This is a genomic window from Brumimicrobium oceani, from assembly GCF_003143775.1.
GTDB lineage: Bacteria > Bacteroidota > Bacteroidia > Flavobacteriales_D > Crocinitomicaceae > Brumimicrobium > Brumimicrobium oceani.
In genome coordinates, this window is sequence record NZ_QFRJ01000001.1 from 325,786 (window position 1) to 351,365 (window position 25,580).

General features: G+C 34.1%; 25 protein-coding genes. 8 read left to right on the forward strand and 17 right to left on the reverse strand.

Features of this window, described 5'->3' with window-relative positions; translation table 11 throughout:
- The first annotated feature begins 14 nt into the window (after positions 1 to 14).
- Positions 15 to 788 carry an XRE family transcriptional regulator gene (locus DIT68_RS01435; protein WP_109358028.1) on the forward strand — a complete coding sequence of 258 codons (774 nt, stop codon included), beginning with the start codon at positions 15 to 17 and terminating at the stop codon, positions 786 to 788.
- A gap of 130 nt (positions 789 to 918) precedes the next feature.
- On the opposite strand, the gene DIT68_RS01440 is transcribed toward DIT68_RS01435, so the two are convergent.
- Positions 919 to 1,296: a GxxExxY protein gene (locus DIT68_RS01440; RefSeq protein ID WP_109358029.1), complete on the reverse strand. Its 378-nt coding sequence runs from the start codon at positions 1,294 to 1,296 to the stop codon at positions 919 to 921.
- Between the two features lie 481 nt (positions 1,297 to 1,777).
- Here DIT68_RS01440 and DIT68_RS01445 point away from each other — a divergent pair, with 481 nt between their 5' ends.
- Positions 1,778 to 2,824, forward strand: coding sequence for an IS110 family RNA-guided transposase (locus DIT68_RS01445; RefSeq protein WP_109358030.1), 1,047 nt, complete (start codon positions 1,778 to 1,780; stop codon positions 2,822 to 2,824).
- Positions 2,825 to 2,984: 160 nt separating this feature from the next.
- On the opposite strand, the gene DIT68_RS01450 is transcribed toward DIT68_RS01445, so the two are convergent.
- A complete protein-coding gene (locus DIT68_RS01450; protein ID WP_109358031.1) occupies positions 2,985 to 3,437 on the reverse strand; it encodes an Lrp/AsnC family transcriptional regulator in 453 nt (150 codons plus the stop codon).
- Between the two features lie 156 nt (positions 3,438 to 3,593).
- Between DIT68_RS01450 and DIT68_RS01455 the strand changes: the two genes are divergently transcribed.
- From DIT68_RS01455 to DIT68_RS01465, 3 genes are read left to right on the forward strand one after another with little or no spacing between them, the layout of a single operon-like run.
- On the forward strand, positions 3,594 to 4,985 hold the full coding sequence (locus tag DIT68_RS01455) for a type III PLP-dependent enzyme domain-containing protein (protein ID WP_109358032.1): 1,392 nt from the start codon (positions 3,594 to 3,596) through the stop codon (positions 4,983 to 4,985).
- Positions 4,985 to 5,830, forward strand: a complete 846-nt coding sequence (gene speB, locus DIT68_RS01460; RefSeq protein ID WP_109358033.1) for an agmatinase — start codon at positions 4,985 to 4,987, stop codon at positions 5,828 to 5,830. Before DIT68_RS01455 ends, speB begins: the two co-directional genes overlap by 1 nt.
- On the forward strand, positions 5,830 to 6,798 hold the full coding sequence (locus DIT68_RS01465; RefSeq protein WP_109358034.1) for a deoxyhypusine synthase family protein: 969 nt from the start codon (positions 5,830 to 5,832) through the stop codon (positions 6,796 to 6,798). Before speB ends, DIT68_RS01465 begins: the two co-directional genes overlap by 1 nt.
- A gap of 116 nt (positions 6,799 to 6,914) precedes the next feature.
- On the opposite strand, the gene DIT68_RS01470 is transcribed toward DIT68_RS01465, so the two are convergent.
- Positions 6,915 to 7,148, reverse strand: coding sequence for a hypothetical protein (locus DIT68_RS01470; RefSeq protein WP_109358035.1), 234 nt, complete (start codon positions 7,146 to 7,148; stop codon positions 6,915 to 6,917).
- A 115-nt stretch (positions 7,149 to 7,263) separates the two neighbouring features.
- Here DIT68_RS01470 and DIT68_RS01475 point away from each other — a divergent pair, with 115 nt between their 5' ends.
- Positions 7,264 to 8,049 (forward strand): DUF6577 family protein, encoded by a 786-nt coding sequence (locus DIT68_RS01475; protein WP_233244131.1) that lies wholly within the window; start codon positions 7,264 to 7,266, stop codon positions 8,047 to 8,049.
- A 116-nt stretch (positions 8,050 to 8,165) separates the two neighbouring features.
- Positions 8,166 to 9,137, forward strand: coding sequence for a nucleotidyl transferase AbiEii/AbiGii toxin family protein (locus tag DIT68_RS01480; RefSeq protein ID WP_233244132.1), 972 nt, complete (start codon positions 8,166 to 8,168; stop codon positions 9,135 to 9,137).
- Positions 9,138 to 9,566: 429 nt separating this feature from the next.
- Here the strand turns inward: DIT68_RS01480 and DIT68_RS01485 are convergent, their stop codons facing one another.
- From DIT68_RS01485 to DIT68_RS01495, 3 genes are all read right to left on the reverse strand, one after another.
- The gene (locus DIT68_RS01485) at positions 9,567 to 9,887 is read right to left on the reverse strand and encodes a single-stranded DNA-binding protein (protein WP_109358036.1); all 321 of its coding nucleotides are present in this window, start codon (positions 9,885 to 9,887) and stop codon (positions 9,567 to 9,569) included.
- A gap of 88 nt (positions 9,888 to 9,975) precedes the next feature.
- Entirely contained in the window at positions 9,976 to 10,302 is a 327-nt protein-coding gene (locus tag DIT68_RS01490) for a single-stranded DNA-binding protein (RefSeq protein WP_109358037.1), read from the reverse strand.
- A gap of 114 nt (positions 10,303 to 10,416) precedes the next feature.
- Complete coding sequence (locus tag DIT68_RS01495; protein WP_109358038.1) at positions 10,417 to 10,776, reverse strand: single-stranded DNA-binding protein; 360 nt, start codon at positions 10,774 to 10,776, stop codon at positions 10,417 to 10,419.
- Positions 10,777 to 11,194: 418 nt separating this feature from the next.
- Between DIT68_RS01495 and DIT68_RS01500 the strand changes: the two genes are divergently transcribed.
- Positions 11,195 to 12,421, forward strand: coding sequence for a DEAD/DEAH box helicase (locus tag DIT68_RS01500; protein ID WP_109358039.1), 1,227 nt, complete (start codon positions 11,195 to 11,197; stop codon positions 12,419 to 12,421).
- A 345-nt stretch (positions 12,422 to 12,766) separates the two neighbouring features.
- Here DIT68_RS01500 and DIT68_RS01505 read toward each other — a convergent pair whose 3' ends face one another.
- The 11 genes from DIT68_RS01505 to DIT68_RS01555 all read right to left on the reverse strand — a co-directional run bounded on the left by DIT68_RS01505 (position 12,767) and on the right by DIT68_RS01555 (position 25,580).
- On the reverse strand, positions 12,767 to 14,416 hold the full coding sequence (locus tag DIT68_RS01505; RefSeq protein WP_109358040.1) for a ribonucleoside-diphosphate reductase subunit alpha: 1,650 nt from the start codon (positions 14,414 to 14,416) through the stop codon (positions 12,767 to 12,769).
- 117 nt (positions 14,417 to 14,533) lie between these two features.
- Positions 14,534 to 15,508 (reverse strand): ribonucleotide-diphosphate reductase subunit beta, encoded by a 975-nt coding sequence (locus DIT68_RS01510; RefSeq protein WP_109358041.1) that lies wholly within the window; start codon positions 15,506 to 15,508, stop codon positions 14,534 to 14,536.
- A 531-nt stretch (positions 15,509 to 16,039) separates the two neighbouring features.
- A complete protein-coding gene (locus DIT68_RS01515; protein ID WP_109358042.1) occupies positions 16,040 to 17,176 on the reverse strand; it encodes a DegT/DnrJ/EryC1/StrS family aminotransferase in 1,137 nt (378 codons plus the stop codon).
- Positions 17,177 to 17,238: 62 nt separating this feature from the next.
- The gene (locus DIT68_RS01520; RefSeq protein WP_109358043.1) at positions 17,239 to 18,408 is read right to left on the reverse strand and encodes an ATP-binding protein; all 1,170 of its coding nucleotides are present in this window, start codon (positions 18,406 to 18,408) and stop codon (positions 17,239 to 17,241) included.
- A 91-nt stretch (positions 18,409 to 18,499) separates the two neighbouring features.
- Entirely contained in the window at positions 18,500 to 19,102 is a 603-nt protein-coding gene (locus DIT68_RS01525) for a sugar transferase (protein WP_109358044.1), read from the reverse strand.
- A complete protein-coding gene (locus tag DIT68_RS01530) occupies positions 19,099 to 20,094 on the reverse strand; it encodes a glycosyltransferase family 2 protein (protein ID WP_233244133.1) in 996 nt (331 codons plus the stop codon). The genes DIT68_RS01525 and DIT68_RS01530 overlap by 4 nt, the downstream gene beginning before the upstream one ends.
- Positions 20,095 to 20,187: 93 nt before the next feature.
- Positions 20,188 to 21,231, reverse strand: a complete 1,044-nt coding sequence (locus tag DIT68_RS01535) for a glycosyltransferase (protein ID WP_109358046.1) — start codon at positions 21,229 to 21,231, stop codon at positions 20,188 to 20,190.
- 57 nt (positions 21,232 to 21,288) lie between these two features.
- On the reverse strand, positions 21,289 to 22,395 hold the full coding sequence (locus DIT68_RS01540) for a glycosyltransferase (protein ID WP_109358047.1): 1,107 nt from the start codon (positions 22,393 to 22,395) through the stop codon (positions 21,289 to 21,291).
- Positions 22,396 to 22,432: 37 nt separating this feature from the next.
- Complete coding sequence (locus DIT68_RS01545) at positions 22,433 to 23,431, reverse strand: EpsG family protein (protein ID WP_109358048.1); 999 nt, start codon at positions 23,429 to 23,431, stop codon at positions 22,433 to 22,435.
- Positions 23,432 to 23,538: 107 nt separating this feature from the next.
- Positions 23,539 to 24,462: a glycosyltransferase family 2 protein gene (locus DIT68_RS01550; protein ID WP_109358049.1), complete on the reverse strand. Its 924-nt coding sequence runs from the start codon at positions 24,460 to 24,462 to the stop codon at positions 23,539 to 23,541.
- A gap of 2 nt (positions 24,463 to 24,464) precedes the next feature.
- The gene (locus tag DIT68_RS01555) at positions 24,465 to 25,580 is read right to left on the reverse strand and encodes a polysaccharide pyruvyl transferase family protein (RefSeq protein WP_109358050.1); all 1,116 of its coding nucleotides are present in this window, start codon (positions 25,578 to 25,580) and stop codon (positions 24,465 to 24,467) included.

The window sequence follows — 25,580 nt, forward strand, 5'->3', positions numbered from 1 at the left end:
AATATTGTAGCATTATGAATAATTTATCGAAAAACATAAAACATTTAAGACGATTAAAGAAGTTAACACAAGAGGTTTTAGCGGAGGAATTATCTGTAACGAGATCAAGAATAAGTTCTTATGAAGAGAACAGATCTTCGCCCACAATTGAGTTTTTGATTGACTTTTCGACCTATTTTAAAATTCCAATTGACATTATCATCAAAAATGATTTAACAAAAGCGAAAGATGTTTCATTTATAGAAGTGGGAGATAAAAGGGTTTTGTTTCCGATTACCGTAGATAGTGACAATGAGAATTTAATCGAGGTGATCTCTTCGAAAGCATCTGCCGGATATTTATTAGGATATGACGATCCAGAATATATTGAGCAATTAGAGAAGATAAAACTCCCATTCTTACCTACAGGAAAACACAGGGCTTTTCCCATCAAAGGAGATTCTATGTTACCGATGAAAGATGGTTCTTATGTAGTGGCAGAATTTGTGGAAAATATCAAAGAAGCAAAAAGTGGTCTGTCCTATATTGTAGTCACAAAAGACGACGGAATGACGTATAAAAGACTGGAAAACCAGGTAGAGGAGAAGCAAACTTTTTTACTGAAGCCAGATAATCCGAGTTACCCACCTTACGAAGTGCCTGTTTCCGAAGTTTTAGAATTGTGGAAATTTACGTGTAGCATCAATACACAAGAATATGAGGAACACGAGTTGAAATTAAGTAGTATTATTCAGATGTTTAATGGGTTGGGAGTGGAGTTGGAGGCTTTGAAGAAGAGTTTGGGGTAGATTTTACCGCTGAGGGTGTTTTTTACCGCGGAGGGCGCAGAGATTTCGCAAAGTTCATAACGCGTTTTCTCAGCATTCATAACACCAAAAAGTTTTCTCCGCGAAATCTTAGCGTCTTCTGCGGTTAATTTTAAAGCTTATTCGCAACACGTCGTATCCCTTGTTTTAATAAAAGAACATTAAAATTGATTAATAATCCCAATTTATAATTTCCCAGCCTTAAATATGTGATTGTTTGCGCCATGTGGAGATCATTTAAACCCTCTACACTTTTAAGTTCAATGACGACTTTGTTTTCAACTAATAAATCAATCCTGTAGCCACAATCGAGTTTCACTTCTTCAAACACAAGAGGGATCGGCTTTTCTTCCGCTACTTTTAGTCCTTCTTTTTTTAATTTGTAAAACAGACATTTTTGATAAGTACTTTCTAGTAATCCTGGGCCTAAAGCCCGATGGACTTCAATTGCGCATCCGATTATTTTGGTTGCTATTTCATTTTTTGACATAATTTAAGGTGATTAAGGTTAATATTTAAACCGTAAAACGGTCCACTCTAAACTAAGATAATGAAATATATGAATTTAAAAAGTGCATTCAGCAGAAAGATAGCTTTAACAATTTTAACCGCAGTGGATGTTTACCGCGGAGGGCGCAAAGATTTCGCAAAGTTCATAACGCGTTTTCTCAGCGTTCATAACACCAAAAAGTTTTCTCTGCGAAATCTCTGCGAAATCTCCGCGTCCTCCTATGTTTGTAATTCAATATATTTGAAGATAAATAAGATGAAAAGGAATGAGAGCTAATTTGTGTCCAAACAACCTTAAAGGTATGTTCACGCAAAGAAATTGCCTCATTCCTTCTCAATTTCTTAGAGTTTGAACAGAATGTAAGGAATACTGCAATGTGGTGTATCCAGAATGACCGATCAGGAGAAAAAACGGAGGGAAATGATTCATCTTATTCTAATATTAATTAAAAATTCATATTATGGATATTGTAAAACAAGCAGTAGGCATTGATGTTTCTCAAAAGGAACTAGTGGTTTGTTTAGGTAGAATGGATTCAGATTTTACACCAGAACTCTACGCTCACAAGGTGTTTAATAATACTGAACATGGCTTTAAAACATTATTGCTTTGGGTTAAAAAACACACTTTAGAGTCTGTTAAACTTCGTTTTGTGATGGAAGCTACTGGAGTGTATCATGAGTCTTTTGCTTACTTTCTAGATGAAAAAGGTTATGAATTAAGCGTAGTTTTACCCAATAAGATCAGTAATTATATTCGTTCGTTTAACTTAAAATCAAAAAATGATAAATCTGATTCTAGGGCTATTGCAATGTTTGGGTTGAAAAGAAAACTTGACAGTTGGAATAGGCCTAAACCAATTTATAGAGAGATGAAGCAGCTTACTCGGGAACGAGATCAAGTACTTCATGAACGAACAATGGTTAAGAATCAACTACATGCAGAAAAAGTAGAAGCTCACCCTAACAAGCGTTCAATAGAGCGTTTAAACGAACGAATTAAACTTTTAAATAGTCAAGAAAAAGAAATAAAAACAGAAATAAGTGATTTAATAAAGACGGATAATTTGATTCTTGAAATAGTTGGCATCATCTGTACCATACCAGGAATAGGCTTGGTAACCGCAGCAATTATTCTAGCTGAAACCAATGGTTTTGAATTGATCAAAAATAAAAGACAATTAGTTAGTTATGCTGGATTAGATGTAAGAGAGAGGCAGTCTGGAACCTCAATAAATGGTAAAGCTCGAATAACGAAAAGAGGAAATAAACATTTAAGAAAAGCACTATACTTTCCAGCATGGACCGCAATAAGACATGATGAAAGATTTAAATTAACCTTTAGTAGACATGTGTCAAAACACGGTATAAAAATGAAGGCAGGAGTTGTAATACAAAGAAAGCTACTAGAATTGGTGTTTGCCTTGTATAAAACGAGAAAACCTTATGATAAAGAATATTTAAATGAATATGAAGAAGGTATGGAGAACAAAGTAGCTGTAGTATAAAAAATCAGAGGGTGGATTTATGAAAAAATCCTACCCTCTTAATAGGCTAGCTCAAAACTGCCATGAAAACAAATTTACGTAAAAAAAGCTAATGAAAATTTGTTTTCTAACACAGAATCTTTGCAGTAAAAAAAACACGCCCTTTGCGGTTAGATACACCCTAAATAACCACCCGAGTAGAATACTTCAACTCCTCCAACACAATCTGAGATTCAATATCACTAATGTTAGAAATCGAAGCCACATCATTCACCAAGAAGTCACGGTATTCTTTAATGTTGGAAAACCTAGCCTTTGCCAAAAAGTCATAAGAGCCAGAAATATGATAAAATTCAGTGATTGAAGCTAATGACTCCATTTGTTGAACGAATTCCGTTCGTTTGGAAGCGTGGTGGTCTTTCACAGTAAGGTTTAAGAATACTACAATGGATTTTCCAAGTAAATCAGCATCCAATAACGCAACATATTCTTTTATATAGCCCGCTTTTTCCAACTTTTTTATCCTTTCGTAGATCGGTGTTGTGGTTAATGAGAGTTCAGAAGCCATTTCTTTTGCCGTTTTTAAACAGTCCGTTTGGAGAATTTCAAGGATTCTTTGATCTATACTATCCATGTTTAGTTATTTTAACTACAAATATACAGTATAACAGTAAAATATACTAACTTTTATCTATTAGTATTTTATATCACTTTTTTGAATCAAATTTGCAGCGATTTAATCTTTTAATAAGATGAGATTTTTTAACCAATTTTTTTTCTGAAATAAAAAATGAAAAACAAATATCAAGATTTAATAGAGCAAACGTTCGACTTTCCACAAGAGGAGTTTAGCGTTGAAAATGGTGAATTGTCATACAGAGGAATTGACATGAATGCGTTGATTGAAAAATATGGAACTCCTTTTCGTTTTACTTATCTTCCTGTAATTGGAAAGCAGATTGAACGTTGTCGTAATTGGTTTCATTCAAGCATGAAAAAGCAAGATTACAAAGGGAAGTACGAATATTGCTACTGTACGAAAAGTTCACATTTTAACTTCGTATTGGAAGAGTGTACAAAACACAAAACCAATATTGAAACGAGTTCAGCTTTTGATATCGATATTTTAATTGCTTTACACAAAAAAGGAAAGCTAGATAAAGACACTTATGTTTTGTGCAACGGATACAAGACGGAAGTTTATATTAAGAAAATCAAAGAATTATTGGAATTGGGCTTTACGAAAGTGATTCCTGTAATTGATAACTTTCAAGAATTTGATATTCTAGATGAACAAATTGATCAAGAATTAGAAATCGGAATTCGTATTGCATCTGAGGAAGATCCAAAATTTGAATTCTATACTTCTCGTTTGGGAATTGGATATAAAGATGTTGTTTCATTCTACAACTGGAAATTAAAAGATCACAAGAAATTTAAACTTTCAATGTTGCATTTCTTCGTGAATACAGGAATTCGTGATAATGCATACTACTGGAACGAGTTGCACAAATTCGTAAGCGTATATGAAAACTTGATTAAGAATGACGCAGATATTACTTATTTGAACGTTGGAGGAGGATTCCCAGTGAAAAACACTTTGGCTTTCGATTTTGATTATGAATATTTGGTTGATGAAATTATAGGACAAATTAAAATGTCGGCTGACCATGTAGATGCACGTCACCCAGATATATTCACGGAATTTGGCTCTTTCACAGTGGCTGAAGCAGGAGGAATGGTGTACACTATCTTGGATCAGAAAAAGCAAAACGACAGAGAGAAATGGAATATGATCAATAGTTCTTTCATGACAACCCTTCCAGATGCTTGGGCAATTAGTAAACGTTTTATCATGCTACCAATCAACCGTTGGAATGAGAAATACGAACGTGTTTTCTTGGGTGGATTAACATGCGATAGTGATGATTATTATAACTCAGAACAACATACAAACGCAATTTATTTACCGGTTTATAATAAGAAAGAACCAATGCACGTTGGGTTTTTTAACTGTGGAGCGTATCAAGAATCAATTTCAGGTTACGGGGGAATTAAGCACTGTTTGATTCCAAGTCCAAAACACATTTTATTGAGTCATGATGAAAACGGAAAATTAGTAGATGAACTATTTGCTCCACAACAAACAAGTGAAGAAATGCTTAAAATCTTAGGATACTAATGAGAACATTTGCAGGAATCCCTGAAGAATTAGGGAAATTAGAAAACGCAGCGGTAGTGATTATCCCTGTGCCTTATGACGGAACTTCGACCTACGGGAAAGGTGCCGACAAAGGATTTGAAGCTTTAATGGACGCTTCAGAAAATATGGAATTGTACGATATTGAAACAAATTCTGAGGTGTATGAAAAAGGAATTTTCGTTGCTCCAGCAGTTACAGAGGACAAATCACCAGAATTAATGTGCGACGCAGTAGAAAAAGCTACTGATGAATATTTAGAGACAGGGAAATTTGTAAGTCTTTTTGGTGGTGAACATTCCATTTCTATTGGAGCGATTCGTTCATTTAAAAAGAAATACGAGAATCTTACGGTTTTACAATTGGATGCGCACTCAGATTTACGTCCAGAATTTCATGGTTCAGCTTGTAATCATGCTTGTGCAATGCATGCCGCTTCAAAAAACACGAATTTAGTTCAAGTTGGAATTCGCAGTATGGATTCAGTAGAATTACCATTCGTAAACGAAGACAACTTCTTTGATATGTATCGCATTAACTCCACTTCTAATTGGATGGATGAGGTATTAGATCAACTAGGAGAAGAAGTGTATTTGACAATTGATTTGGATGTTTTTGATCCTTCAATTATGCCATCCACAGGCACACCAGAGCCAGGCGGATTGTATTGGTACGATGTAATTACTTTGGTAAGAAGAGTAGTAGAAGAAAAAAACTTAGTTGGTTTTGATATTGTTGAATTGGCTCCAGTAGAAGGAGTGCCAGCGCCAGATTTCATGGCAGCAAAATTATTATATAAAACATTAACTTATAAATTTAATTCATAATGGGAAAAGTTAGAGAATTTATTGAATACAATTACAGACATTTTAACGCTGCAGCACTTGTAGATGCTGCGAAAGGATACGAAAAACACCTTGACGAAGGAAAGAAAATGTTGGTTTCACTTGCTGGTGCGATGAGTACGGCCGAATTAGGGATTTCTTTGGCAGAAATGATTCGCCAAGATAAAATTCATATGATTTCAACTACAGGAGCAAACTTGGAGGAGGATTTAATGAATCTAGTAGCGCACAACAGTTACAAGAGAATTCCAAATTACCGTGACTTAACACCACAAGACGAGTGGGATTTATTGGAAAACCACTTGAATCGCGTAACTGACACATGTATTCCTGAGGAAGAAGCATTTCGTCGTTTGCAAGATCACGTTTTTAAAGTATGGAAAGATGCAGAAGACAAAGGAGAACGTATGTTCCCTCATGAATTCTTGTTTAAACTAGTGAATTCAGGAGTTTTAGAGCAGTATTATGAAATTGACCCTAAAAACTCTTGGATGCTTGCAGCAGCGGAGAAAAACTTACCAATTGTTGTTCCAGGTTGGGAAGATTCAACCTTAGGAAACATTTTCGCTTCTTATTGTATCAAAGGAGAATTGAAGGCTTCCACGATGAAATCAGGAATTGAGTACATGATGTGGTTGGCAGATTACTATACAAACAATGCTGGAGAGGAAGGAATTGGTTTCTTCCAAATCGGTGGAGGAATCGCAGGAGATTTCCCAATTTGTGTTGTGCCAATGTTAGCGCAAGATTTGGAGCGCGAGGACACACCATTCTGGAGTTATTTCTGTCAAATTTCAGATTCTACTACAAGTTTTGGTTCGTATTCAGGAGCAGTTCCAAATGAGAAAATCACTTGGGGGAAATTGAGTATTGACACGCCTAAGTTTATTATTGAATCGGATGCAACGATTGTAGCGCCTTTGGTATTTGCATATTTGTTGGATCAGTAGATTTAGGATTTAGGATTTCACCACATTGTAGAGACGAACGGCCGTTCGTCTCTACAATGTGGTGAAATGATTCTAAATAAAAAAACACATCAATCCATTTATAATCCGAGAAAATCTTAGATTGGAGATTTGCGCCATAGATTTATCGAGTTTCTATTTTCTGTAATGGTTTCTAGTTGTTTTTTAGTTGCGACTGGACCTTTCAAAAGTAATTCCTCAAGAATTGAATCTGACTTTTCAGTCATTTTTCCTTTTTCAATTTCATTCAGAAGTTTATTCAACTGATTTTTAGGTAGTGTTTTTACTATTTTCACTAATTGATTAAATCCTATTTTTACTTGAACTTCCATATTATCAAATATATGAAAAAATCTTGTTTCCAATTGAAATCCACAATCTATGTCTAATTAGAAGTTGTGTTTCAGTTTGTTATAGTCCCTATGATACGGCAATAAATATAATTTATTGCCAAATCATAGTGAATTTTTTGTATATTTGTCGAAACACATTATCATCGAAAACAACACATTACATATAGATCAACTAAAAAGTTCTTTCAATAAGATTGACAAAATCACTATTCAAGATTTATTTGATTTCTATAATCAGTTTGAAGACAGCATCAAACGTACAACTATTGACTGGAGAATACATCAACTTACAGAAAAAGGTATTTTACATAGAATTTCTAGAGGTGTTTACTCGGTTTCTGAGAGGGAAGTGGAAAAATTTGAACCAGAGGTGAGTCAATCTTTAAAACAGCTTTCAAGAATGGTGCTGAAAAAGTTCCCATTCATAGATGTTTGCTTATGGTCGACTAGGTGGCTAAACGAATTCATGCTTCACCAACCAGGAAAGTTTTATACAATTCTCGAAGTAGAAAATGATGCAATGGAGGCAGTCTTTTACGAATTAAGTGCTAAAAGGAAAGATGTCTTTCTTAATCCTTCGGAAGAAATAATGAATAAATATGTCATTAATGCAAAAGAGCCTATACTGATTATTAAACTCGTTACAGAGGCACCAACAACTAAAGTAGGTAGTGTAAAAACCTCAACTTTAGAGAAAATCCTTGTGGATATTCAATGCGAACCAGCTGTTTACGCTACTTTTCAAGGTGCGGAAATGAATAATATCTATCAAAACGCCTTTGAGAAATATCATTTAAATGAAGTAGGAATGTTGCGTTATGCAAAAAGAAGGGGAAGAAAAGAAAAAATTAAGACATTGATAGGTAGTTTGGAAAAATAGCAGTAACTTGTTGTAAGTACCTAAATCAAAAACATGATACATAAGGATTCATTATCAGAAGATTGGATAGTTGGAATTGCGAAAAAATATAATGCTGACCCTATTTTAGTAGAAAGGTGATTCGTGCGCTATATCTTTTGGAACTACTGCAAAAAGCTGAAATTGACTTTGTATTTAAAGGAGGAACGGCACTGATGTTGTTGCTTTCAGAACCAAAAAGATTTTCTATTGATATCGATATTATTATTTCGGAAAAGCTCCACAGAATAGAAGATGTCTTTTCTATCTTAATCCAAGAATCAGAGTTTATTCATTTCAAAGTTGATAAAAGAACAGATCTTTCGAAAATTGAAAAAGCGCATTATAAATTCTATTACAAGCCCGTTACAAACTCTAGATCAAAGGAAGAATATATACTGTTAGATATTCTTTATGAGAAAAGTCACTATGGTAAATACATTCAAGGAATCGAGGTTACTTCCGTATTTATTAAGTCAATACATGAAAATATAACTGTAAAAATGCCAATTTCTGAAGCGATTTTAGGTGATAAGTTAACGGCATTTGCACCAAGAACAACAGGTATTCCCTATTATAGAAATAAAGAAATTGAAATTATTAAGCAATTATTTGATATTGGAAATCTATTTGACATTGTGGAGAATATTGAGGCTGTCTCTATGGTCTTCAATCAATTTGCAAAAACAGAATTAGCTTATCGTAATATTTCAGATTGTACTCCACTAGACGTGCTGAAAGATATTTACGAAACCTCTTTGGTTATTTCTACTAGGGGAATGGGAGGAATTGGCAATTTTGAGGAACTTCAAAAAGGTATTCGGAACATTAAGAACTTTATTTTTTCCGAAACCTTCCATTTGGAACGAGCAATGATACTTGCTTCTAAAGCTGCCTATCTTTCTGCAATCATTCAATCGAGAACCGAAGATATTTCTCGTTTTTCTTCACCTTTAGAAATTGTATCATGGAAAATAGAACAACCCTTTGAAACAAAATTGAATAAGCTTAAAAAGACTAACCCTGAGGCTTTCTTTTATTGGTATAAGGCCTATGAATTGGTGAGGTAAATTTAAACAGCAATTCTTCAAGGAGTGATTTTGATTTTTTAGTCATTTAACCTATTCCAAATCCGCCCTATTTCTTCTTAATAAACCCTTGCAAATTCAAACCACCTAGCAATCGATCCAAATCATGGCGAAATCCTAAAATAAAAGTTCAAATTACCAATGAAAAGCTCAAAGAGCTAAAAGGCAAAAACAAAAAAGTACGCAGCGGAGAACTGCGTACTTAATTTAAGTTTTAATCTTCATTTAAAACTATCTATTCGAAATTGCATACCGTTTTGATTTAGGAGGTAAGCAGGGCGTTCCTTTCATAAAACACCTTTGTTGAATAGCAAGAGGTTTTCGTAATTTTTATGCTTTTGGGATAACCGCATCATTTAAGAGTTGAAATTCCAAAGATCATGTCTCCAATTTTTTTCTGAATTGCTTTTCCTAGCTTAACGCTACCGCATTCTTTACCTCAATCGAAGTAAAGGACCTAGATTCTCCAGTCTTTGATAAGTACTTTCTGGTAACTAATTTCCCAGTAATTGCCATCTGAGTTCCTTTCTTTCCTGATTTTGCAATATAATTTGCCGTGGGTCCCCAAGCATGGATGTTGTGCCAAAATGTTTTGTCTTTTTTTGTTCCATTTTTATCAACATAGCGTTCATTGGTTGCCAAGGTGAAACGTACTTTTTTTGCACCACTTTCAAAATTTGTGATTTCTGGATCGATGCCTATATTTCCGATTAATTGAATTTGATTTCTCATGATTTCTGATTTTTATGCCCAAACCCCATAGAATAGGGCAGAGCTGAATTAATTTGATTTAACTTTTTTCTATCTGTCCAGTCTTGCTTTAAAGAATGACCAAATCATTGATTTCTATTTCCGTAAAAGACTGCGTTTTGCCTTTGTTCTTGTAGAAACGTGATCTCAATCTTCCTTCGATGGCCAAGGCTTGACCTTTAGCTCCCAATTGCTCTAATATTGGAACCCATTTTCCCCAAGCGGTTATTTTGTGCCAATTCTTGGTGTCTTTGGTGTTTCCTTCTTCATCCAAATAGTTCTCTTTTGTGGACAAAGAGAATTTAGCTATTTTTTTGCCTCCGTCCATTTCAATAAAAGTTGGATCTGATGACATTTGACCGATTAAATTAACGTGATTCATTTGTTGAACTCTCATGATATGATGTGTTTTAAGGTTACTATTTTGTGACAACCAAACATTTTCTGACTGTCCTGTTAAGAGTACCCGAGATTTTCCCGAGTACTCATTAATTTTTCAACTTACCGTTTATTATTTACTTGCTTGAGCTTTGTCTTTGTCGCGGTTCATTAACATAAATTCCCGCAAAGAAATTTCTGTTTTGTAGCGTTTTTCACCTTCTTTCGTCTCATAAGAGTCGTTCACTAACTTCCCTTCCAAAACTATTTCAGTTCCTTTCTTAAGCAGCTTCTCACAAAGCTCTGCGTTTTTTCCCCAGGCTACTACATTGTGCCATGTTGTGTTTTGCACATACTCACCTTTTTTGTCTTTGTACACCTCTTTCGTTGCAACGCTAAAACGTGCTACTGAGTTCTTGTCACCAAATTGTGTGATTGCAGGATCAGCACCTAAATTCCCGATTAAACTAACTGTGTTTCTTAAATTGTTCATGTCTGTAAATTTTAATTAATAATGGTTTGAACATTTTCTCAAGCTGTCTCTCAGCCATCGACACTGCAAAGTTGGGGTAAGCAGCAAACTTTATTTGGTTATTAATCATTTGTTGTCGAATAATAGTCGCTTGTAAGTGGTTATTATCGGTTATAGCATTGATTTCATTGATGTTTTGGGATTAATAGATTTTTGAAGATTTTTGAAAATAAATGAAATAAAATCAAAATACTCAGAAACTAGAGATTGAAATTGGTGACATTAGTGCGGAAGAAACAAAATAAACACCTACATTTTATCATTGATTAGTTATTGCTTTCAGGATTCCCGCTTAAAGAGGTTTGCACACAGGCTTTTTTAAAAATCATTTCAAATAAACTGCATTCACAATTCCAACTTTAAATCGTAATTTTGCACCATGAAATTTGAAGATTATAAAATAGCGAAAGTAATAAAGACTGAAATTAAAAATCTAGGTTGGTCGAGACCTACAGATATTCAGTTTAAGGCCATTCAACCAATTCTAAATGGAGAAGATGTCCTGGCAATTGCGCAAACGGGAACAGGTAAAACAGCGAGTTTCGTGATTCCTATTTTAAATTCAATTCATAATCAATTAGAAAAGAATGATGAGCATTTTGTTCGTGCATTGGTCATGGTTCCCACAAGAGAATTGGCCGAGCAAGTGGAACAGGTTTTCGTTGAAGTAGGGAAGGGCGTTAATGTACGTTCTCGCTCTTTGATGGGAGGAGTTTCGCAAGATGATCAAATCACAGATTTGGACAATGGAATTGATGTGGTGATTTCTACTCCCGGAAGAATGTTTGACTTGATTTCACAAGGAGTTTTGAAAGTTGATCGTTTGCAAACTTTGGTTTTAGACGAAGCCGATCACATGTTGGATTTAGGATTCATTAAAGACATCGAAGATTTAATGCGTCACATTCCTCAAAAACGTCAAACTTTGTTCTTTTCTGCAACGATTGATAAGAAGATTAAGAAAATCGCGTATAATTTGGTGCGAAATGCTATTCGTATTCAGATTTCTCCTAAGGATCCTGTAGCCAAAAACATCGAACATGCGGTGACTTTCGTTGAAATGGACGACAAGCGATTCTTTTTGGAAAATATCATTAAAGAAAACGATGATTTAAAAATAATGGTGTTTGTGCGAACGAAAGTTAGAGCAGAACGTGTGAAAAAAGCAATGGAACGTGTCAACATTGAAGCGGTAACCATCCACGGAGATGTGGAACAAAAAGACCGTTTTAAAGTTTTAGATCAATTTAAAAACAATGAAGTTTCCGTTCTGATTTCAACAGACGTTGCAGCGCGAGGAATCGATATCCCTGGAATTGGAGCGGTAATTAATTATGATTTACCCGAAGAACCAGAAAACTATGTTCACAGAGTAGGAAGAACGGGGCGTGGAAAAGAAAAAGGTGTAGCCATTTCATTTTGTAGCGAAGAAGAAAAGATTCTACTTTCAGCAATTGAAGCCTACAACGGTACTGAAATCGCTGTTTTCGATTTATCAAAAAAAGATTATAGCGCGATTTTGGAAGATTCTGAAGATGGAACAGATAATTGGCGAAAATTAATTGAGGAAGAAGAAAAGAGAACGGGTAAAGGAAATGAATGGTAAAATCAATTATGAATTGCTCAATTACGAATTACGAATTACGAATTTCCTTAACCAGAGATGAACGCTTATAATTAGTTCTTAAAGTAAATCCATTCTGAAAATAGAATGGTAATTAGGGAATTTGAGAGTGAAATAGAATTCTGGGAAACAACCACTAAGCATTTCAGTTGATTTCATTTTTGAATTGATCCAATTTCAAATATTCAACCATTTCTTACTTTATAACTTTCATCCGAAGGATTAAAAATCGAAGTAACCCCAATTCGTAATTCGTAATTATTTCATTCGTAATTGTTAAAATATAAGTAAAAAGCAGCTCCAAAGGAGCTGCTTTTTACTTATATTTTAACCTTCGCAACTCACGCATTCAACCAAGTTCTTAACCACAAACTCTTTTCCAACACTTTGACTTCTTTGGTAATACAAAGTTTTAACGCCTAGTTTCCAAGATTCAATAATTAGTTTATTGATGTCTTTTACTGGTAAATTAGAGGGAATATTTAAATTCAAACTTTGAGACTGGTCAATGAATTTTTGTCTAATCGAAGCTTGTTGAATGATCTCTAATTGACTAATTTCTTTAAATGTTTTGAAAACAGCTTTTTCTTCAGCAGTTAATTCATTCAAATGCTGAATACTTCCTTGATTTAGCATGATGCTTCTCCACGTTTCCTCGTTGTCTAAATCTTTTTCTACTAGTAATTCCTTCAAGTATTTGTTTTTTCTTACAAAGTTACCTTTTGCTAATCCAGCTTTGTAGTAATTACTGCTTAAAGGCTCAATTCCTGGAGAAGTTTGTCCTAAAATAGCGGAAGAAGATGTTGTAGGAGCAATGGCTAAAAGTGTGGTATTTCGCATGCCATAATCTTTTAGCAATTCTGGTTCGCCATAAATATCTGCCAACTCTCTTGAAGCTTTCTCCGCTTCATTTTTAATGTGAGAAAAGATGGAAGATGTTAATTGCTTGGCTTGCATTCCTTCAAATGGAATCATGTTTTTTTGAAGATAAGAATGCCATCCCATTGCGCCTAAACCAAGTGCACGGTGACGCTTTGCAAATCTATTTGCTGAAGCCAAGTAGTAATTATTTTCTGTTTTGGCGATAAATTCCTGTAAAACGGCATCTAAGAAATAAATGGCCAATTGAACTGCATTTGTATCTTTCCATTCGTCATATAACTCTAAATTCATGGAAGAAAGGCAGCAAATAAACGATTCCTCTTCGCTTGAAGGCAACATAATTTCTGAACATAAATTACTTGAATTAATGCTCATGCTTTTGTCTTTGTAGACTTGAGGTTTGTTTTTATTTACATTGTCTGTGAAGAACAAATAAGGCAATCCTTTTTGTTGACGTGATTCCAAGACTTTTGCCCAAATTTCTCGCTTTTCCATGTCGCCATCAATCATTTCTATCATCCAATAATCTGGAATACAAACACCAGAAAATAGATTTTGCAATGGACTTCCGATGTCTTTAATTTGAAGAAATTCTTTAATATCAGGATGGTCGATATCTAAATAAGCAGCGAATGCACCACGGCGAACACCACCTTGAGAAATTGTATCCATCGCTGTGTCAAACAGTTTCATAAAAGAAACCGCACCGCTACTTTGTCCGTTATCGGTTACGGCGCTACCACGTGCTCGCAATTCACCAAAATAACCAGAAGTTCCTCCACCAATTTTGGTTTGCATGATGACTTCACCGAGTTTGTGTGTAATTTCTTCGATTCCGTCAGGCACGTGAACATTGAAACAAGAAATAGGTAATCCGCGTTCTGTTCCCATATTTGCCCAAATTGGTGAACTTAAACTCATCCATCCTTTTTCAATAAGGTCGATAAATGGTTCTTTTAATTCAGGTTTGTATAAGCGTTTACTTGCAGCAGTAGCCACACGTTCGATTGCTCCTTTTACCGTTTCTCCTTTTAATAAATATCCTCGATTTAAAATTTGCTCACTTTCATCATTGAGCCACCATAAGTTTTCCATAATACCGTTTTGAAGTAATTTTGATCAATTTTTGAAAAGAAATAACAGTCGAACTTTTGCTTTTCTCCCGTTGTTAGAAAAGCGAATTAAATTTTGCTCGATTGAATAAATCTGATTTTAGAATAAGTCCGCCGCGCTAATACTTTTATCGTGCTTTGTATATTCTGTGGGACGTTTAGCAAAGAAATCATCTAAAGAATTGGCAAAAATTTCTTCTTCAAACCATGCCATTGGTCTGTATTGTTCAGTTGAAATATGATACAGTTTTTCAATGCCCAATTCTTCAAGACTTTCATCTACTCTAAATTTCATAAAGTGAATTAAATTTTCTTTGCTTATCGCATCGATTTCTCCGTCTTCAAAAATCCAATCTAAAATTTCAGATTCAACTTGAATGGAATTTCTAACAATTTCTTTAATTTCTTCTACTGTTTCTTGGTCGAAGAATTCTGGGTATTCTTCTTTAATTTTATTCACAAGAAAAACTCCTGCTTTCGCGTGGACTTGTTCGTCAATTGAAGTCCAAGAAATGATATTGCTCACGTTTTTCATGAGTCCTTTAAAACGAGTAAATGAAAGAACAATTGCAAACTGACTAAACAAAGAAACGTTTTCAATGAGAATAGAGAATAAGATCAAAGAAAAGATGTATTTCTTTTTGTCATCCGATTTTGAATGTTGGAGCGCTTCTTCCAAATATTCAATTCGTTTTTTAATCGCTGGAATTTCAATGACATGCTGGAACTCTTCATCGTAGCCTAAAACCGCTAAAAGTCTTGAATAAGCCTCTGAGTGTCGGAATTCACATTCAGCGAAAGTACTTCCTAATCCGTTTAATTCAGGTTTAGGCATGTGTTGATATAGATTTCCCCAAAAAGATTTCACTGAGACTTCAATTTGTGCGATGGCCAACAGACTTTTCTTAATGGCTTGTTTTTCTCTTTCGTCGAGATGAGAATGAAAATCTTGTGTGTCGGCAGTAAAATCCACTTCAGAATGTACCCAAAAAGTTCTGTTGATGTTTTCAATGAAATCCATTACTTCTGGATATTCAAATGGCTTGTAATTCGTTCTTTTGTCAAAAATGCCCATTTTAAAATAGTTTAATTATTAATAAAACAAAGGCATAAAAAATAGGAGGGAAGATGGAGAATTAACTCGCTTCGGAACCTTGTTTTTCATGCGAAAACAAAATTCTACTTGTTAAGATTGAGTATCTGACTTATGGCTTTGACCACTTACAGTTGCGCAACAGTTCATGAATTTCACATGATTCCTCTAATTTTCATTTGACATTATTATTGATAACATCAAGATGTCCTAACAAATGGATTTTGGGTCAAATATAGATAAGAATGTGATTTTGGATTTGAAATTTAGGACCTAGTTATAAACAAAATTTGTTGATAAGTAGGGTATATAGTTGATTTTCAATTTAGTTATGAATGACACGAGATAATTGGTGAACTAGAGAGAAACCAGTTTGAACTTGACTCTAAAAGTAGTTGAAGTCATTGCAATATAGACGGTTTTCTTTTGGAAATAAAAAAACGCACTGTAAGAGTGCGTTTTATGATGATATTTGCACTGTGAGAGTGCGAATGGATATTTTTGAATCTTAAATCATCTATTCACAACTGCCAAAATTGCTTTTAAAATCCTCGCTCTATCTTCATCTGTTAGATTAGAACCACTTGGTAAACACAATCCAATTTCGAATAATTCTTCGGCTACTTTTGTTCCGTAATAATCATATTTTTCAAAAACGGGTTGCATGTGCATTGGTTTCCAAAGTGGCCGAGTTTCGATATTTTCTTTATCCAAGGCTAATCTTAAATCTTCTCTTGTGAATCCTGCTTCGTTTGGGTGAATTAATACCGCAGTTAGCCAACGGTTACTGTAAATTCCTTCTAATTCATCTACGAATTCAAATCCTGGAAGATGTCCCAAGTTTTCCTTGTAAAATTCATAATTAGCACGGCGCAATTTTACATGTTTGTCCAAAATCATCATTTGTCCACGGCCAATACCAGCGGTGATGTTTGACATTCTGTAATTGTAACCTATTTCACTGTGCTGATAATGAACGCCAGCGTCTCTTGATTGAGTGGCGAAAAATATTGTACGTTTTTTGATTTCTTCATTTGGACAAACCAAAGCGCCTCCACCAGAGGTTGTGATGATCTTGTTTCCGTTAAAAGAAAGAATTCCGAATTGAGCAAGTGTTCCACATTCTTGACCATTGTATTTACTTCCCAAAGCTTCCGCGGAATCTTCAATTACAGGAATATCATATTTCTCAGCAATTGCATTTATTTCATCCGATAGATAAGGCATTCCATATAAGTGAACAGCAATTATAGCCTTGGGTTTTACTCCATGTTTTGTTATCGTTCCTTCAATGGCGTTTACCAAATCTGTTGGACACATGTTCCAAGTTCTGGTTTCACTGTCAATAAAAACAGGATGAGCGCCTTGATAAACTATCGGGTTAGCAGAGGCAGAGAAAGTCATTGATTGACAAATGACAAAATCGCCTTGTGAAACGCCAAGCATAATTAAAGCGAGATGAATGGCAGCAGTTCCCGAGCTTAGGGCAGCGACATGTTTTTTGTCTCCTAAATATTTCTCTAAATCTCCTTCGAATCCATTTACGTTGGGACCCAGTGGAGCTACCCAATTTTCGTCAAATGCTTGCTTTATAAATTCTTGCTCGTGTCCGCCCATGTGTGGAGACGAAAGCCATATTTTTGAGTTCATATTGTTTTATTATCTAGTTTTATTCGTGTTCTTGACAAGCAAAATATTTCTTAATAACTCTTTTAATACATCAAACCAAAATGCCAAAGAGGAATCGTATTCAAATATCCCTTTTCTATATTATCTTTCACTACATAGCCGTTTTCTGCATTTATCAATTGTTTTTGTCCTTTATTTTTTCCTCCAACTTCAAAATCTATTTCATTCATTTTGAAATCCGACAAGGCTGAAGACGTAATTTCATGATTTACTTTCAACTGATTTATGAAAAAGGTCTCTCTGAGATTCCCAACATTTTGATTTTCTTTGGCTAGAGCATAAACTAAATTAGTGTTATCTAAGTATATTTTGTCAATTTTTCCTAAGGACCTAATTCCTCCTGTGTTACTTCTTAATTGTGCTAACATTCCTGCTTCTTCCATGTACAAGAAATAATCGGCGATATTATTTCTGCTAATATTTAGCATTTCAGCAATTTTGCTCATGTTTGGTTTAAACGGAACACTTTCTGCCACCACAGCCAATAACTGTTTCAATTTCCTGCCTGTTGCCACATTCATTTCTGCATAAGTTGGGATATCAATTTCAAGCGTTTGATTAACGACTTGTTGTAATTTCAAATTAAAATCTTCCTCTTTGGCAAAGGGGTAATATCCTTTTTTGAGATATTCATCAAAGAAAGCTAATGGATTTGGGATATTTGGTGTTTCGACTTCGTGATTTAAAATTTGCTCTAAAGTGAATTCAGGAACATCTATTCCTTGAAAAAGCATTAAATATTCTCTAAAAGATAAGCCTTGCATTGAGTAAATTACTGCCCTTCGGCTTAAATCTGCATTTCCTTTTTTAATGTCTAAAACGGAAGAACCCGTGAATACGACGTTTAAATCTTTGTGATAATCATAAATTAATTTTAATTCTCGTGACCAATCTGAGTATTTGTGAATTTCATCGATAAATAAATATTTCCCACCTTTCTTTGTAAAAGTGTCCGCTAAATCTAACAAACGATTTTTCGCAAAATAAAAATCTTCCATGGTTACATATAGTGTTTGACTTTGCGGAAGATTTTTTTTGATGTATTGAAGAATCATTGTTGTTTTCCCTACACCACGCGGACCGATTAATCCTAAGAATCTATTTTTCCAATTAATTCTGTGATACATATAACGTGTAAAGTCCGTTTCTGTCTCAGAAATTAGTTTGTTAGAATGCTTGAATAACGAATCCATGATATGTTTTTGATACAAACTTACTAAAAATGCACTGTCACAGTGCAATTTTTTAAAATATTTGCACTCTCACAGTGCAAAATAACTAATTCTACCATTTGCTTTCATCAAAACCGCCCAAAACTGTTTGGAAAATCAACTGAAGATCCAGTTTTAAACTGTGGCGTTCTAAATAAAGTAAGTTGATTCTGATTTTATCAGGATAAATCACATGGTCATTATAGTGAAAAGGGTCGTCCTGTTCTGCCAATAGTTCTTCTTCGTTTTTATATTTTAAACTTGCAGGACCTGTAATTCCGGGTTTTAATTTTAAAATATCTCTGTCTCTTCCTGTCAGTAAATCTGCATAACCAGGAACATCAGGTCTGGGACCTACAAAGCTCATGTCACCGATTAATACATTCCACAATCCAGGGAGTTCATCAATTTTATAAGCACGTAGTTTCTCTCCCAAAGGTGTAATTCTGCTTTCTCCTTTCACCGAAATACTAGATCCGCTGTGAGAAACAGACATGGAACGGAATTTAATCATCGTGAATAATTTTCCATGTTGCCCCACACGTTTTTGTTTGAAAAAAGCTGGACCACCGGGCATTTTTATCTTGATGAGCATTGCAACGATTAATAAAAGTGGCCAAATCAGCAAAAGTCCGAACAAGGCCAGGAAGAAATCCATTATGCGTTTGAGTATCATTTCTTTTTTGTTATTAATTGAGTTAACCCGACCAAAGATCCTGTACCATAAGAAAGGTGCAGCGTAAAAAAGGCTAAAAACAGGGAAGTGAAATCAAGTTTGTTTTTCGCTGATATTTTCGCACTAATACTGCTGATTAAAAAAGAGTATGCCAATAGTGAAACAACAGAAAGCCAAATAAATGGTAACCAGAAAAGACTAAAAATAATTGGAATAAGCATAGACATGACAAATATAAATGGGATAAAATGTCGAATAGATAGAGAGTCTAAATTCCTCGTATATTTCATCATTAAAATATTCCACTTTCCATTTTGGAAGTTATTTTTGGCTAAATCAGTAAAATTTTCACGGGCGTAGTAGGTACAAAAAGTATCAGGAACCAAATATATTGTTCCGCCATTTCTTAGAATTCGTTTGTTCAGTTCTATGTCTTGATTTCTTGTCAGTTTGGGATTATACAATCCATATTCTTCAAAAACCTCTTTTTTATAACAACCAAAAGGAACAGTATCGGCAACGGTGATTTTATCAATTCCAATACGAAATAATGAATTTCCTACACCAAACTTATTACTCAAAACTTCTCGAATCGCTAAACTTTTTGGTGTTTTATTAATGACATCTGTTTTGCAAACCGCTCCAACATTCGTAGCATCCAACTCAATTAATGCCTTGCTCAATACAGAAACATAATTGGATTCGAAATGAGCATGTGCATCAATTCTCATGATAATATCACCTTTTGCAGCCTTAATTCCATAATTCATGGCATAAGGAACCGTCTTTTCAGGATTGTCAATAAGATGAATAAATGGATGTGTTTTTTGATAAGTTTTTATAATCTCACGCGTTTTATCGGTGCTTCGACCATCAACAAAAAGCAATTCAATAGCTGTTAGCTCAATATCCTGAGCAATCATAGAAAGAATACAGTTAGCAATGTACTTTTCTTCGTTATAAGTTGGACAAATTATTGAGATTTTAGGCATTTCTATAGACACTTTTTGCGATTATTCTCCGGTTTTCTAGCATATAAATGTACCATTCTATTTTGAATTTTAATATTTCAAATTACATTGAAGTTACGAAGGTAAATCTATTTTTGATTTTAAAACTTTCCATGCCTCTCCAGCACTAAATTTATGTACAAGATTTTGAGTTCCTTCTTTGAGTTTCAATAGCTCGTTTTTATCTTGAACTAATTTAATTGTTTCGTTGATAAATTCATTTGAATCATTGAAAGTTACGATTTTACCTGATTTATTGTTTTCAATAAATTCATTAGCATATTTCCATTTGGTAGCAATAACAGGAACCTTGGAAATGTATGCATCTAAAATAGTCCCTGGAAAGCCTTCTGTATAAAACTGCGTTGGAAAAAGAAGTAAATCGTAATTTTGAAGTGTGTTATAAATATCTTCAGCTTGAAGAACACCATGATACTTTACAATCTGTGACTCAGAAAGTAGTGCATTGAACTCTTCTTCAAAAGGTAAATAAATCGGACCATAAACGTCTATCGTAAGCTTTGCTATTCCTTGTTTTTGAATTTCGTTCTCCAGTTCAAAGAGTGTTTTCACTCCTTTCAAAGGATGAATTCGCGCCATGAAAACTAATTTTATTTCACCAGATTTTTTTATTTCTGAAGGTTGAAAATCAGTAATTCTAAAATTATGAAGCTGATAAACTCTTTTTAGGCCAAATTTAGTTTTTAGCGTAGTGGATAATTCATCAAGTTCTGGATAAACAGCATCAATTTTTGAAAGCATCCAACGGTGTAAAGGTTTTCCATTTAGAAACTCCGTAAGCCATCCGCCAATTACTATGTAGTGAAGTTTTACATTGAATATCTTACTCAATATAAAGATAAACGGGAAAATGAATCTTAAGTTATTCTGTGCAGGCAAGTAATAAACAATGTCAGACTGTATTACACTTTGGAAAACTTTAAATATCCTCCACTTACTTCTCTGGAAACTCTGCGTATCAAAATAGTTAACTTGTTTGAATTCAGTAGGTTCTTTCGTTTTAAGTAAGTCAAGAATATTTCTCGTTTTAACGGTTTGACCATCGAGGTGATTGTTTTCAAAACCGAAATATCCTAAAACCAGTGCTTTATTGATCATTTTAAAAAATTGTTTTGACTTCTTGTTTCACTATATAATTGTCTGAATTTAGGCTTTTTATGAACATTTGCTTTCGTATAGTTTTGTGTGTTCAACCGCACATTGCTCAATAGAAAACTTACTAATGAATTCAGTAAACGCGTTTTCTTCGATTTTTCTTTTTGAATCAACTGACAATTCTAATGCTTCAATTATTTTGAGTTTTAGATTTTCTTTATCAAAATCTGTGGTGATTAGTCCATTAAATCCATCTTTAATCATGCTTTTTACTCCGCCTGCAGGAGTTGAAATGGCCAAACAATGAGTTGCAAAAGCTTCAATTAATGAAATGGGCATGCCTTCCCAAAGCGAGCTTAAACAAAAGAAATCTGCGGCAAACATATAATCTGTGGGGTTGTTCACCATTCCCAAAAAGTGGATGTGCTCCAAGTTTGCCAATTTTGTCATACGGTCATAATCTTTACCACTCGCTGGATTTCCAAGAACAATTAATTTGACTTTCGTTCCATTTTCATTGATCTCATTGATTGCTTCGATGAGCATCTTTTGATTTTTAGCTTCTTTAAAACTGCCAATATTTATAATTACAGGGATATTGTCTTTTGTCTCTATTTTTTTAACTAATTCATTAACCTCTGGGAATAAATTGCTTCTTTTGGGCTCAACTCTTCCGTTATAAATTAAATGAACTTTACTTCCATAGAGCATTAGGCTTTCCTGATGCACTTCGTCTGAAATACTAATTGGATTAACGATGCCGGATTTAAAGATTAGTTTTTTGATGGATAAATCCACTTTATTGATCGCCTCATTTACAGGCATACTGTGTAAAGTATGGAAGTATTTAGTCTTTCTGGAAATAAAATAGGATAAAAAGCAATAGTTAAAAGCATTTAGATGTGTGTGAACAATATCTGGCTTTAGTTTTTTTAGAAATTTATGAACTCTAAATATCAATGAAAAATCAAATCCTGGCTTCTTTTGAATGGTAACTATTTTGACTCCTTCGTTTATTTCAGATTCCAATATATTCTGATCTGCATCATCAAAAAATCGAATGATCGTTACCTTGTGACCGTCTAAATACAGTCTATTGGAAAGATCAATGGCAAATCTCTCTGCACCTCCAGTGGCGAAGTTTCTAATAATTTGAACAATTTCCATTTTATATTATTACAAGTACATCAATTTGTGTTGGCGCTTAGTTGAACAAGTTATTTGCGTAGGGTAAAATATCACCAGCACCAAAGGTTTTAAAGAAAATGGTGAAAGCATAGATAACTACTGCGGAAATTAGCAAAGCGTTATCGCCTTTTCGAGTTGTATATAGAAATAATGGGAGGTAGAGCACTTGAATAACTGCAAAATACATCATTAATCTACTTCCCATCGGAATTCTGACCAGCATATTAGAAAAAACAATGTAGAGAAAGAAGATTTTAAAGAAGGTTTCTCTTTTATCCGAAAAATAAAGAATAAACAGAAAAAAACCATTGAGCAATAGGAGGTACAAGGCATTCCCAGAAACATTCCCCAACTCTAATCTAGATAGATAACGAGAGTAGGAGGTAAGTTCGATTAAATTATAAAGTAAATCTGTCCCAAATAATCCGATTAAAGCCGAAACTACAATAGCGGAAACATACAAGACTATCTTATCAGGAATTAGATTGACAAAGACTAAGGGCAAAACAATCAATGCGGATGCGTGAAAAGAAGAGGCGAGTAATACAAAAGCTATAAAGGCTAACTTTATATTGTTTTTTAGAAAGTGAAAGCCCAATAAAACAAAGCTAATGGCCAAAATTTGTCGGGAAATATTGAACGAATAAAAGTAAAAGTACAGCGTGATGTAGAAAAATAGTGATAGCGCTGGATTGACAGAAGACTTTTTACATACATAATATACGGGAAGCATGGTGAGCAGAGTGACCAGTAATAAAAGCGTTTCAAAGCTACCATTAAACAGAATGACTAAATTGTTGATTGCTAACCAACCAGCCTCAACTGGCAAATATTCTCCACTTTGAATTACATCAAAATACATTTTATAATTAATGGTGTCGGTTCCAACTTCTATTGCTCGAAATCCGACAATAAAAACCAGAATAGCCACCAAGAAATGCAAAATTATTTCTCCATTCTTTTTTATCGCAGAGGACAACAAGACAAAGAGAGCAAAGATAAAGTAGAAAGTCATTAAATTTTTTTAAACAAGTTCTATCAATTTTTCAGGAAACCACAAGGCGATAGTTGATCACTTTTGCAGGTTTTATATAGAACTTTTGTAATGTTATAATTAGTGTTTTATACGGACCAAGCAACAAAGAAAAGCTTTTTGATTACTTTCTTCACTAAAATGGGAAGATTAATTGTGTTTTTAAATAAAAAAGTCTCCAAACGATTGAAGTTTCTATTAAAATCAGCAGACCATTTATTATTAACGCACCAAAAATTCAGAATATCTTTCTTGTTAATTTTATTCAGAACTTGGTAAAATGCTTTTTGTCTTTCTGAATTTAAAGATTTGAGTTGCTTTTCTAGTCTATCTTCCATGTTTATATTCTTACGAATATCATTAAAACTATTGTCGGAATTTGTAGTTAAAGATTGTCCTGTGGAATCGATAACATACTCCGATAAAATTTTGGAACTATAGAATGGAGATGGGAATTTGAAAGCTAATTTATACCAAAGTTCTCTATCTTCAGAGGTATTGTATCCCACCCTAAAAGTCATGTCTTCACCCGAGAAGCAGCTTTTGTGAACGGTAACAGCACTTGTTTGAATTTTCAGATTATTTTTCAAATCGAATAGCACATCCTTTAAAATATCTTGTTGCTCATAGGAGTTTGGCGTTCTATTTTCTTGATTTCTTACGGTATCAAAAGCATGAATAAGCCATTTTACCTGAGGATGTTTTTTTATTGCTTCATTTAATACCATTAACTTTTCTGGCAGCCAAATATCATCGCCGTCTAGGAAAGCAATCCAATCATTTTTGGCTTGGGCAATTCCCTTATTTCTAGCTGCAGAAACTCCTTGGTTTTCTTGGTTTATTAATCGAATCCGAGGATCTTTAATTCCTTCTACAACTTCAACGCTTTTGTCTGTAGATCCATCATTAACAATTACAATTTCAAAATCATCAAATGTTTGGTTTAATACGGATTGAATCGTAGCAGTTATGCTGGCTTCTTTGTTGTAAAGAGGAATGACTACTGAGAACATGATTATAAATTTATTTCAGTAAAGTTTAAAAGCGCTTGCTCTTTCATTTCGGAAATTCTACTGGGAACAACATAAGCCGCTTGATCATTGATTATTTCTAATATTTTGTTTGTTTTATCTTTCGTATCATATTCAGAATCATAAAGTCTGTAATCTTCATTATATCCAATGTTGAATAAAAAATCTGTACATTTTCTATGGTATTCATTGAGCATAAAAGGAGTGTTTGAAAAACAAGCAAACACAGCAGCATGGAGCCGTGTAGAAATCATGAAATCACAATTTGAAATAGATTTCCAGATGTTCTGGGTGTCTTTCGAATATTCAATAATTTCATAGCTTTTGGGATTAACTTTCTTAATTGTTTCTAAAGTAAGCTGATAATCTCCGATTTTGTGATGCCCGTTAATAATATAAAACTTGAAATGAACTGGCTGCGTTTCATCTATTGACTTTAACAATTCATTCGTTTTATTATTTCGTTTTATTTCATTTTTTATGTTCAAATCACCTTGTATTGATTCATGCGGGCAAACACTAACACCAATAGTTTTTACTTTGTTTTTTAGCTTAAATTCGGGAGAAAAGTTGTAAATGTTAGGTAATAATGCAGCTAAATCAAAGGCGTTAACTGGTTTGTATGGCAAACTTAAGCTTGAAACATAATCAAAGGAGGCTTTATCACGAACAGCTAAAAAGTCGATATTTTTTAAATAATCTTCGACATGCTTTTCATCTTCAATAGTTTTGAAAGGACCTATTGAAACACCAATTCCTCCAATTTTTAAGTTCTTTTTACTTAGTTTTCTTTGAATTGCTTTGTGTTTAACATTGCTTCTATCTAGTTTGTTGTGAATGGTAGAACCCCCTCCAGAAATTAAGTAATCACAATTTCTAACTAAAATACTGTCTTGTAAACGATATGTTTTAGGAATTGTTAGAGGGTATCCTTTTGAGGGAGTTAGGGTCGTTGGTAAATTGTCATCAACAGCCAAAAATCTATTGTTTTTTTTGTTCCACAACTTGTCTGCACCCCAAGAAGCAACCTCAACAAAGGCATCGTCTCCTGTGTTGCTGTTACCATAAAACCCTGTAAATAGTATATCTGTTTTAAACAC

Excerpts from the sequence above, each read along its gene's own strand:
- DIT68_RS01495 (WP_109358038.1), bottom strand. The coding sequence starts at position 10,776 with ATGAACAATTTAAGAAACACAGTTAGTTTAATCGGGAATTTAGGTGCT.
- DIT68_RS01515 (WP_109358042.1), bottom strand. The coding sequence starts at position 17,176 with ATGAACTCAAAAATATGGCTTTCGTCTCCACACATGGGCGGACACGAG.
- DIT68_RS01465 (WP_109358034.1), top strand. The coding sequence starts at position 5,830 with ATGGGAAAAGTTAGAGAATTTATTGAATACAATTACAGACATTTTAAC.
- DIT68_RS01435 (WP_109358028.1), top strand. The coding sequence starts at position 15 with ATGAATAATTTATCGAAAAACATAAAACATTTAAGACGATTAAAGAAG.
- DIT68_RS01500 (WP_109358039.1), top strand. The coding sequence starts at position 11,195 with ATGAAATTTGAAGATTATAAAATAGCGAAAGTAATAAAGACTGAAATT.
- DIT68_RS01450 (WP_109358031.1), bottom strand. The coding sequence starts at position 3,437 with ATGGATAGTATAGATCAAAGAATCCTTGAAATTCTCCAAACGGACTGT.
- DIT68_RS01455 (WP_109358032.1), top strand. The coding sequence starts at position 3,594 with ATGAAAAACAAATATCAAGATTTAATAGAGCAAACGTTCGACTTTCCA.
- DIT68_RS01545 (WP_109358048.1), bottom strand. The coding sequence starts at position 23,431 with ATGACTTTCTACTTTATCTTTGCTCTCTTTGTCTTGTTGTCCTCTGCG.
- DIT68_RS01530 (WP_233244133.1), bottom strand. The coding sequence starts at position 20,094 with ATGCCTAAAATCTCAATAATTTGTCCAACTTATAACGAAGAAAAGTAC.
- DIT68_RS01485 (WP_109358036.1), bottom strand. The coding sequence starts at position 9,887 with ATGAGAAATCAAATTCAATTAATCGGAAATATAGGCATCGATCCAGAA.
- DIT68_RS01440 (WP_109358029.1), bottom strand. The coding sequence starts at position 1,296 with ATGTCAAAAAATGAAATAGCAACCAAAATAATCGGATGCGCAATTGAA.
- DIT68_RS01470 (WP_109358035.1), bottom strand. The coding sequence starts at position 7,148 with ATGGAAGTTCAAGTAAAAATAGGATTTAATCAATTAGTGAAAATAGTA.
- DIT68_RS01520 (WP_109358043.1), bottom strand. The coding sequence starts at position 18,408 with ATGGATTCGTTATTCAAGCATTCTAACAAACTAATTTCTGAGACAGAA.
- DIT68_RS01505 (WP_109358040.1), bottom strand. The coding sequence starts at position 14,416 with ATGGAAAACTTATGGTGGCTCAATGATGAAAGTGAGCAAATTTTAAAT.
- DIT68_RS01490 (WP_109358037.1), bottom strand. The coding sequence starts at position 10,302 with ATGAGAGTTCAACAAATGAATCACGTTAATTTAATCGGTCAAATGTCA.
- DIT68_RS01525 (WP_109358044.1), bottom strand. The coding sequence starts at position 19,102 with ATGATACTCAAACGCATAATGGATTTCTTCCTGGCCTTGTTCGGACTT.
- speB (WP_109358033.1), top strand. The coding sequence starts at position 4,985 with ATGAGAACATTTGCAGGAATCCCTGAAGAATTAGGGAAATTAGAAAAC.
- DIT68_RS01540 (WP_109358047.1), bottom strand. The coding sequence starts at position 22,395 with ATGGAAATTGTTCAAATTATTAGAAACTTCGCCACTGGAGGTGCAGAG.
- DIT68_RS01550 (WP_109358049.1), bottom strand. The coding sequence starts at position 24,462 with ATGTTCTCAGTAGTCATTCCTCTTTACAACAAAGAAGCCAGCATAACT.
- DIT68_RS01445 (WP_109358030.1), top strand. The coding sequence starts at position 1,778 with ATGGATATTGTAAAACAAGCAGTAGGCATTGATGTTTCTCAAAAGGAA.
- DIT68_RS01510 (WP_109358041.1), bottom strand. The coding sequence starts at position 15,508 with ATGGGCATTTTTGACAAAAGAACGAATTACAAGCCATTTGAATATCCA.
- DIT68_RS01535 (WP_109358046.1), bottom strand. The coding sequence starts at position 21,231 with ATGATCAATAAAGCACTGGTTTTAGGATATTTCGGTTTTGAAAACAAT.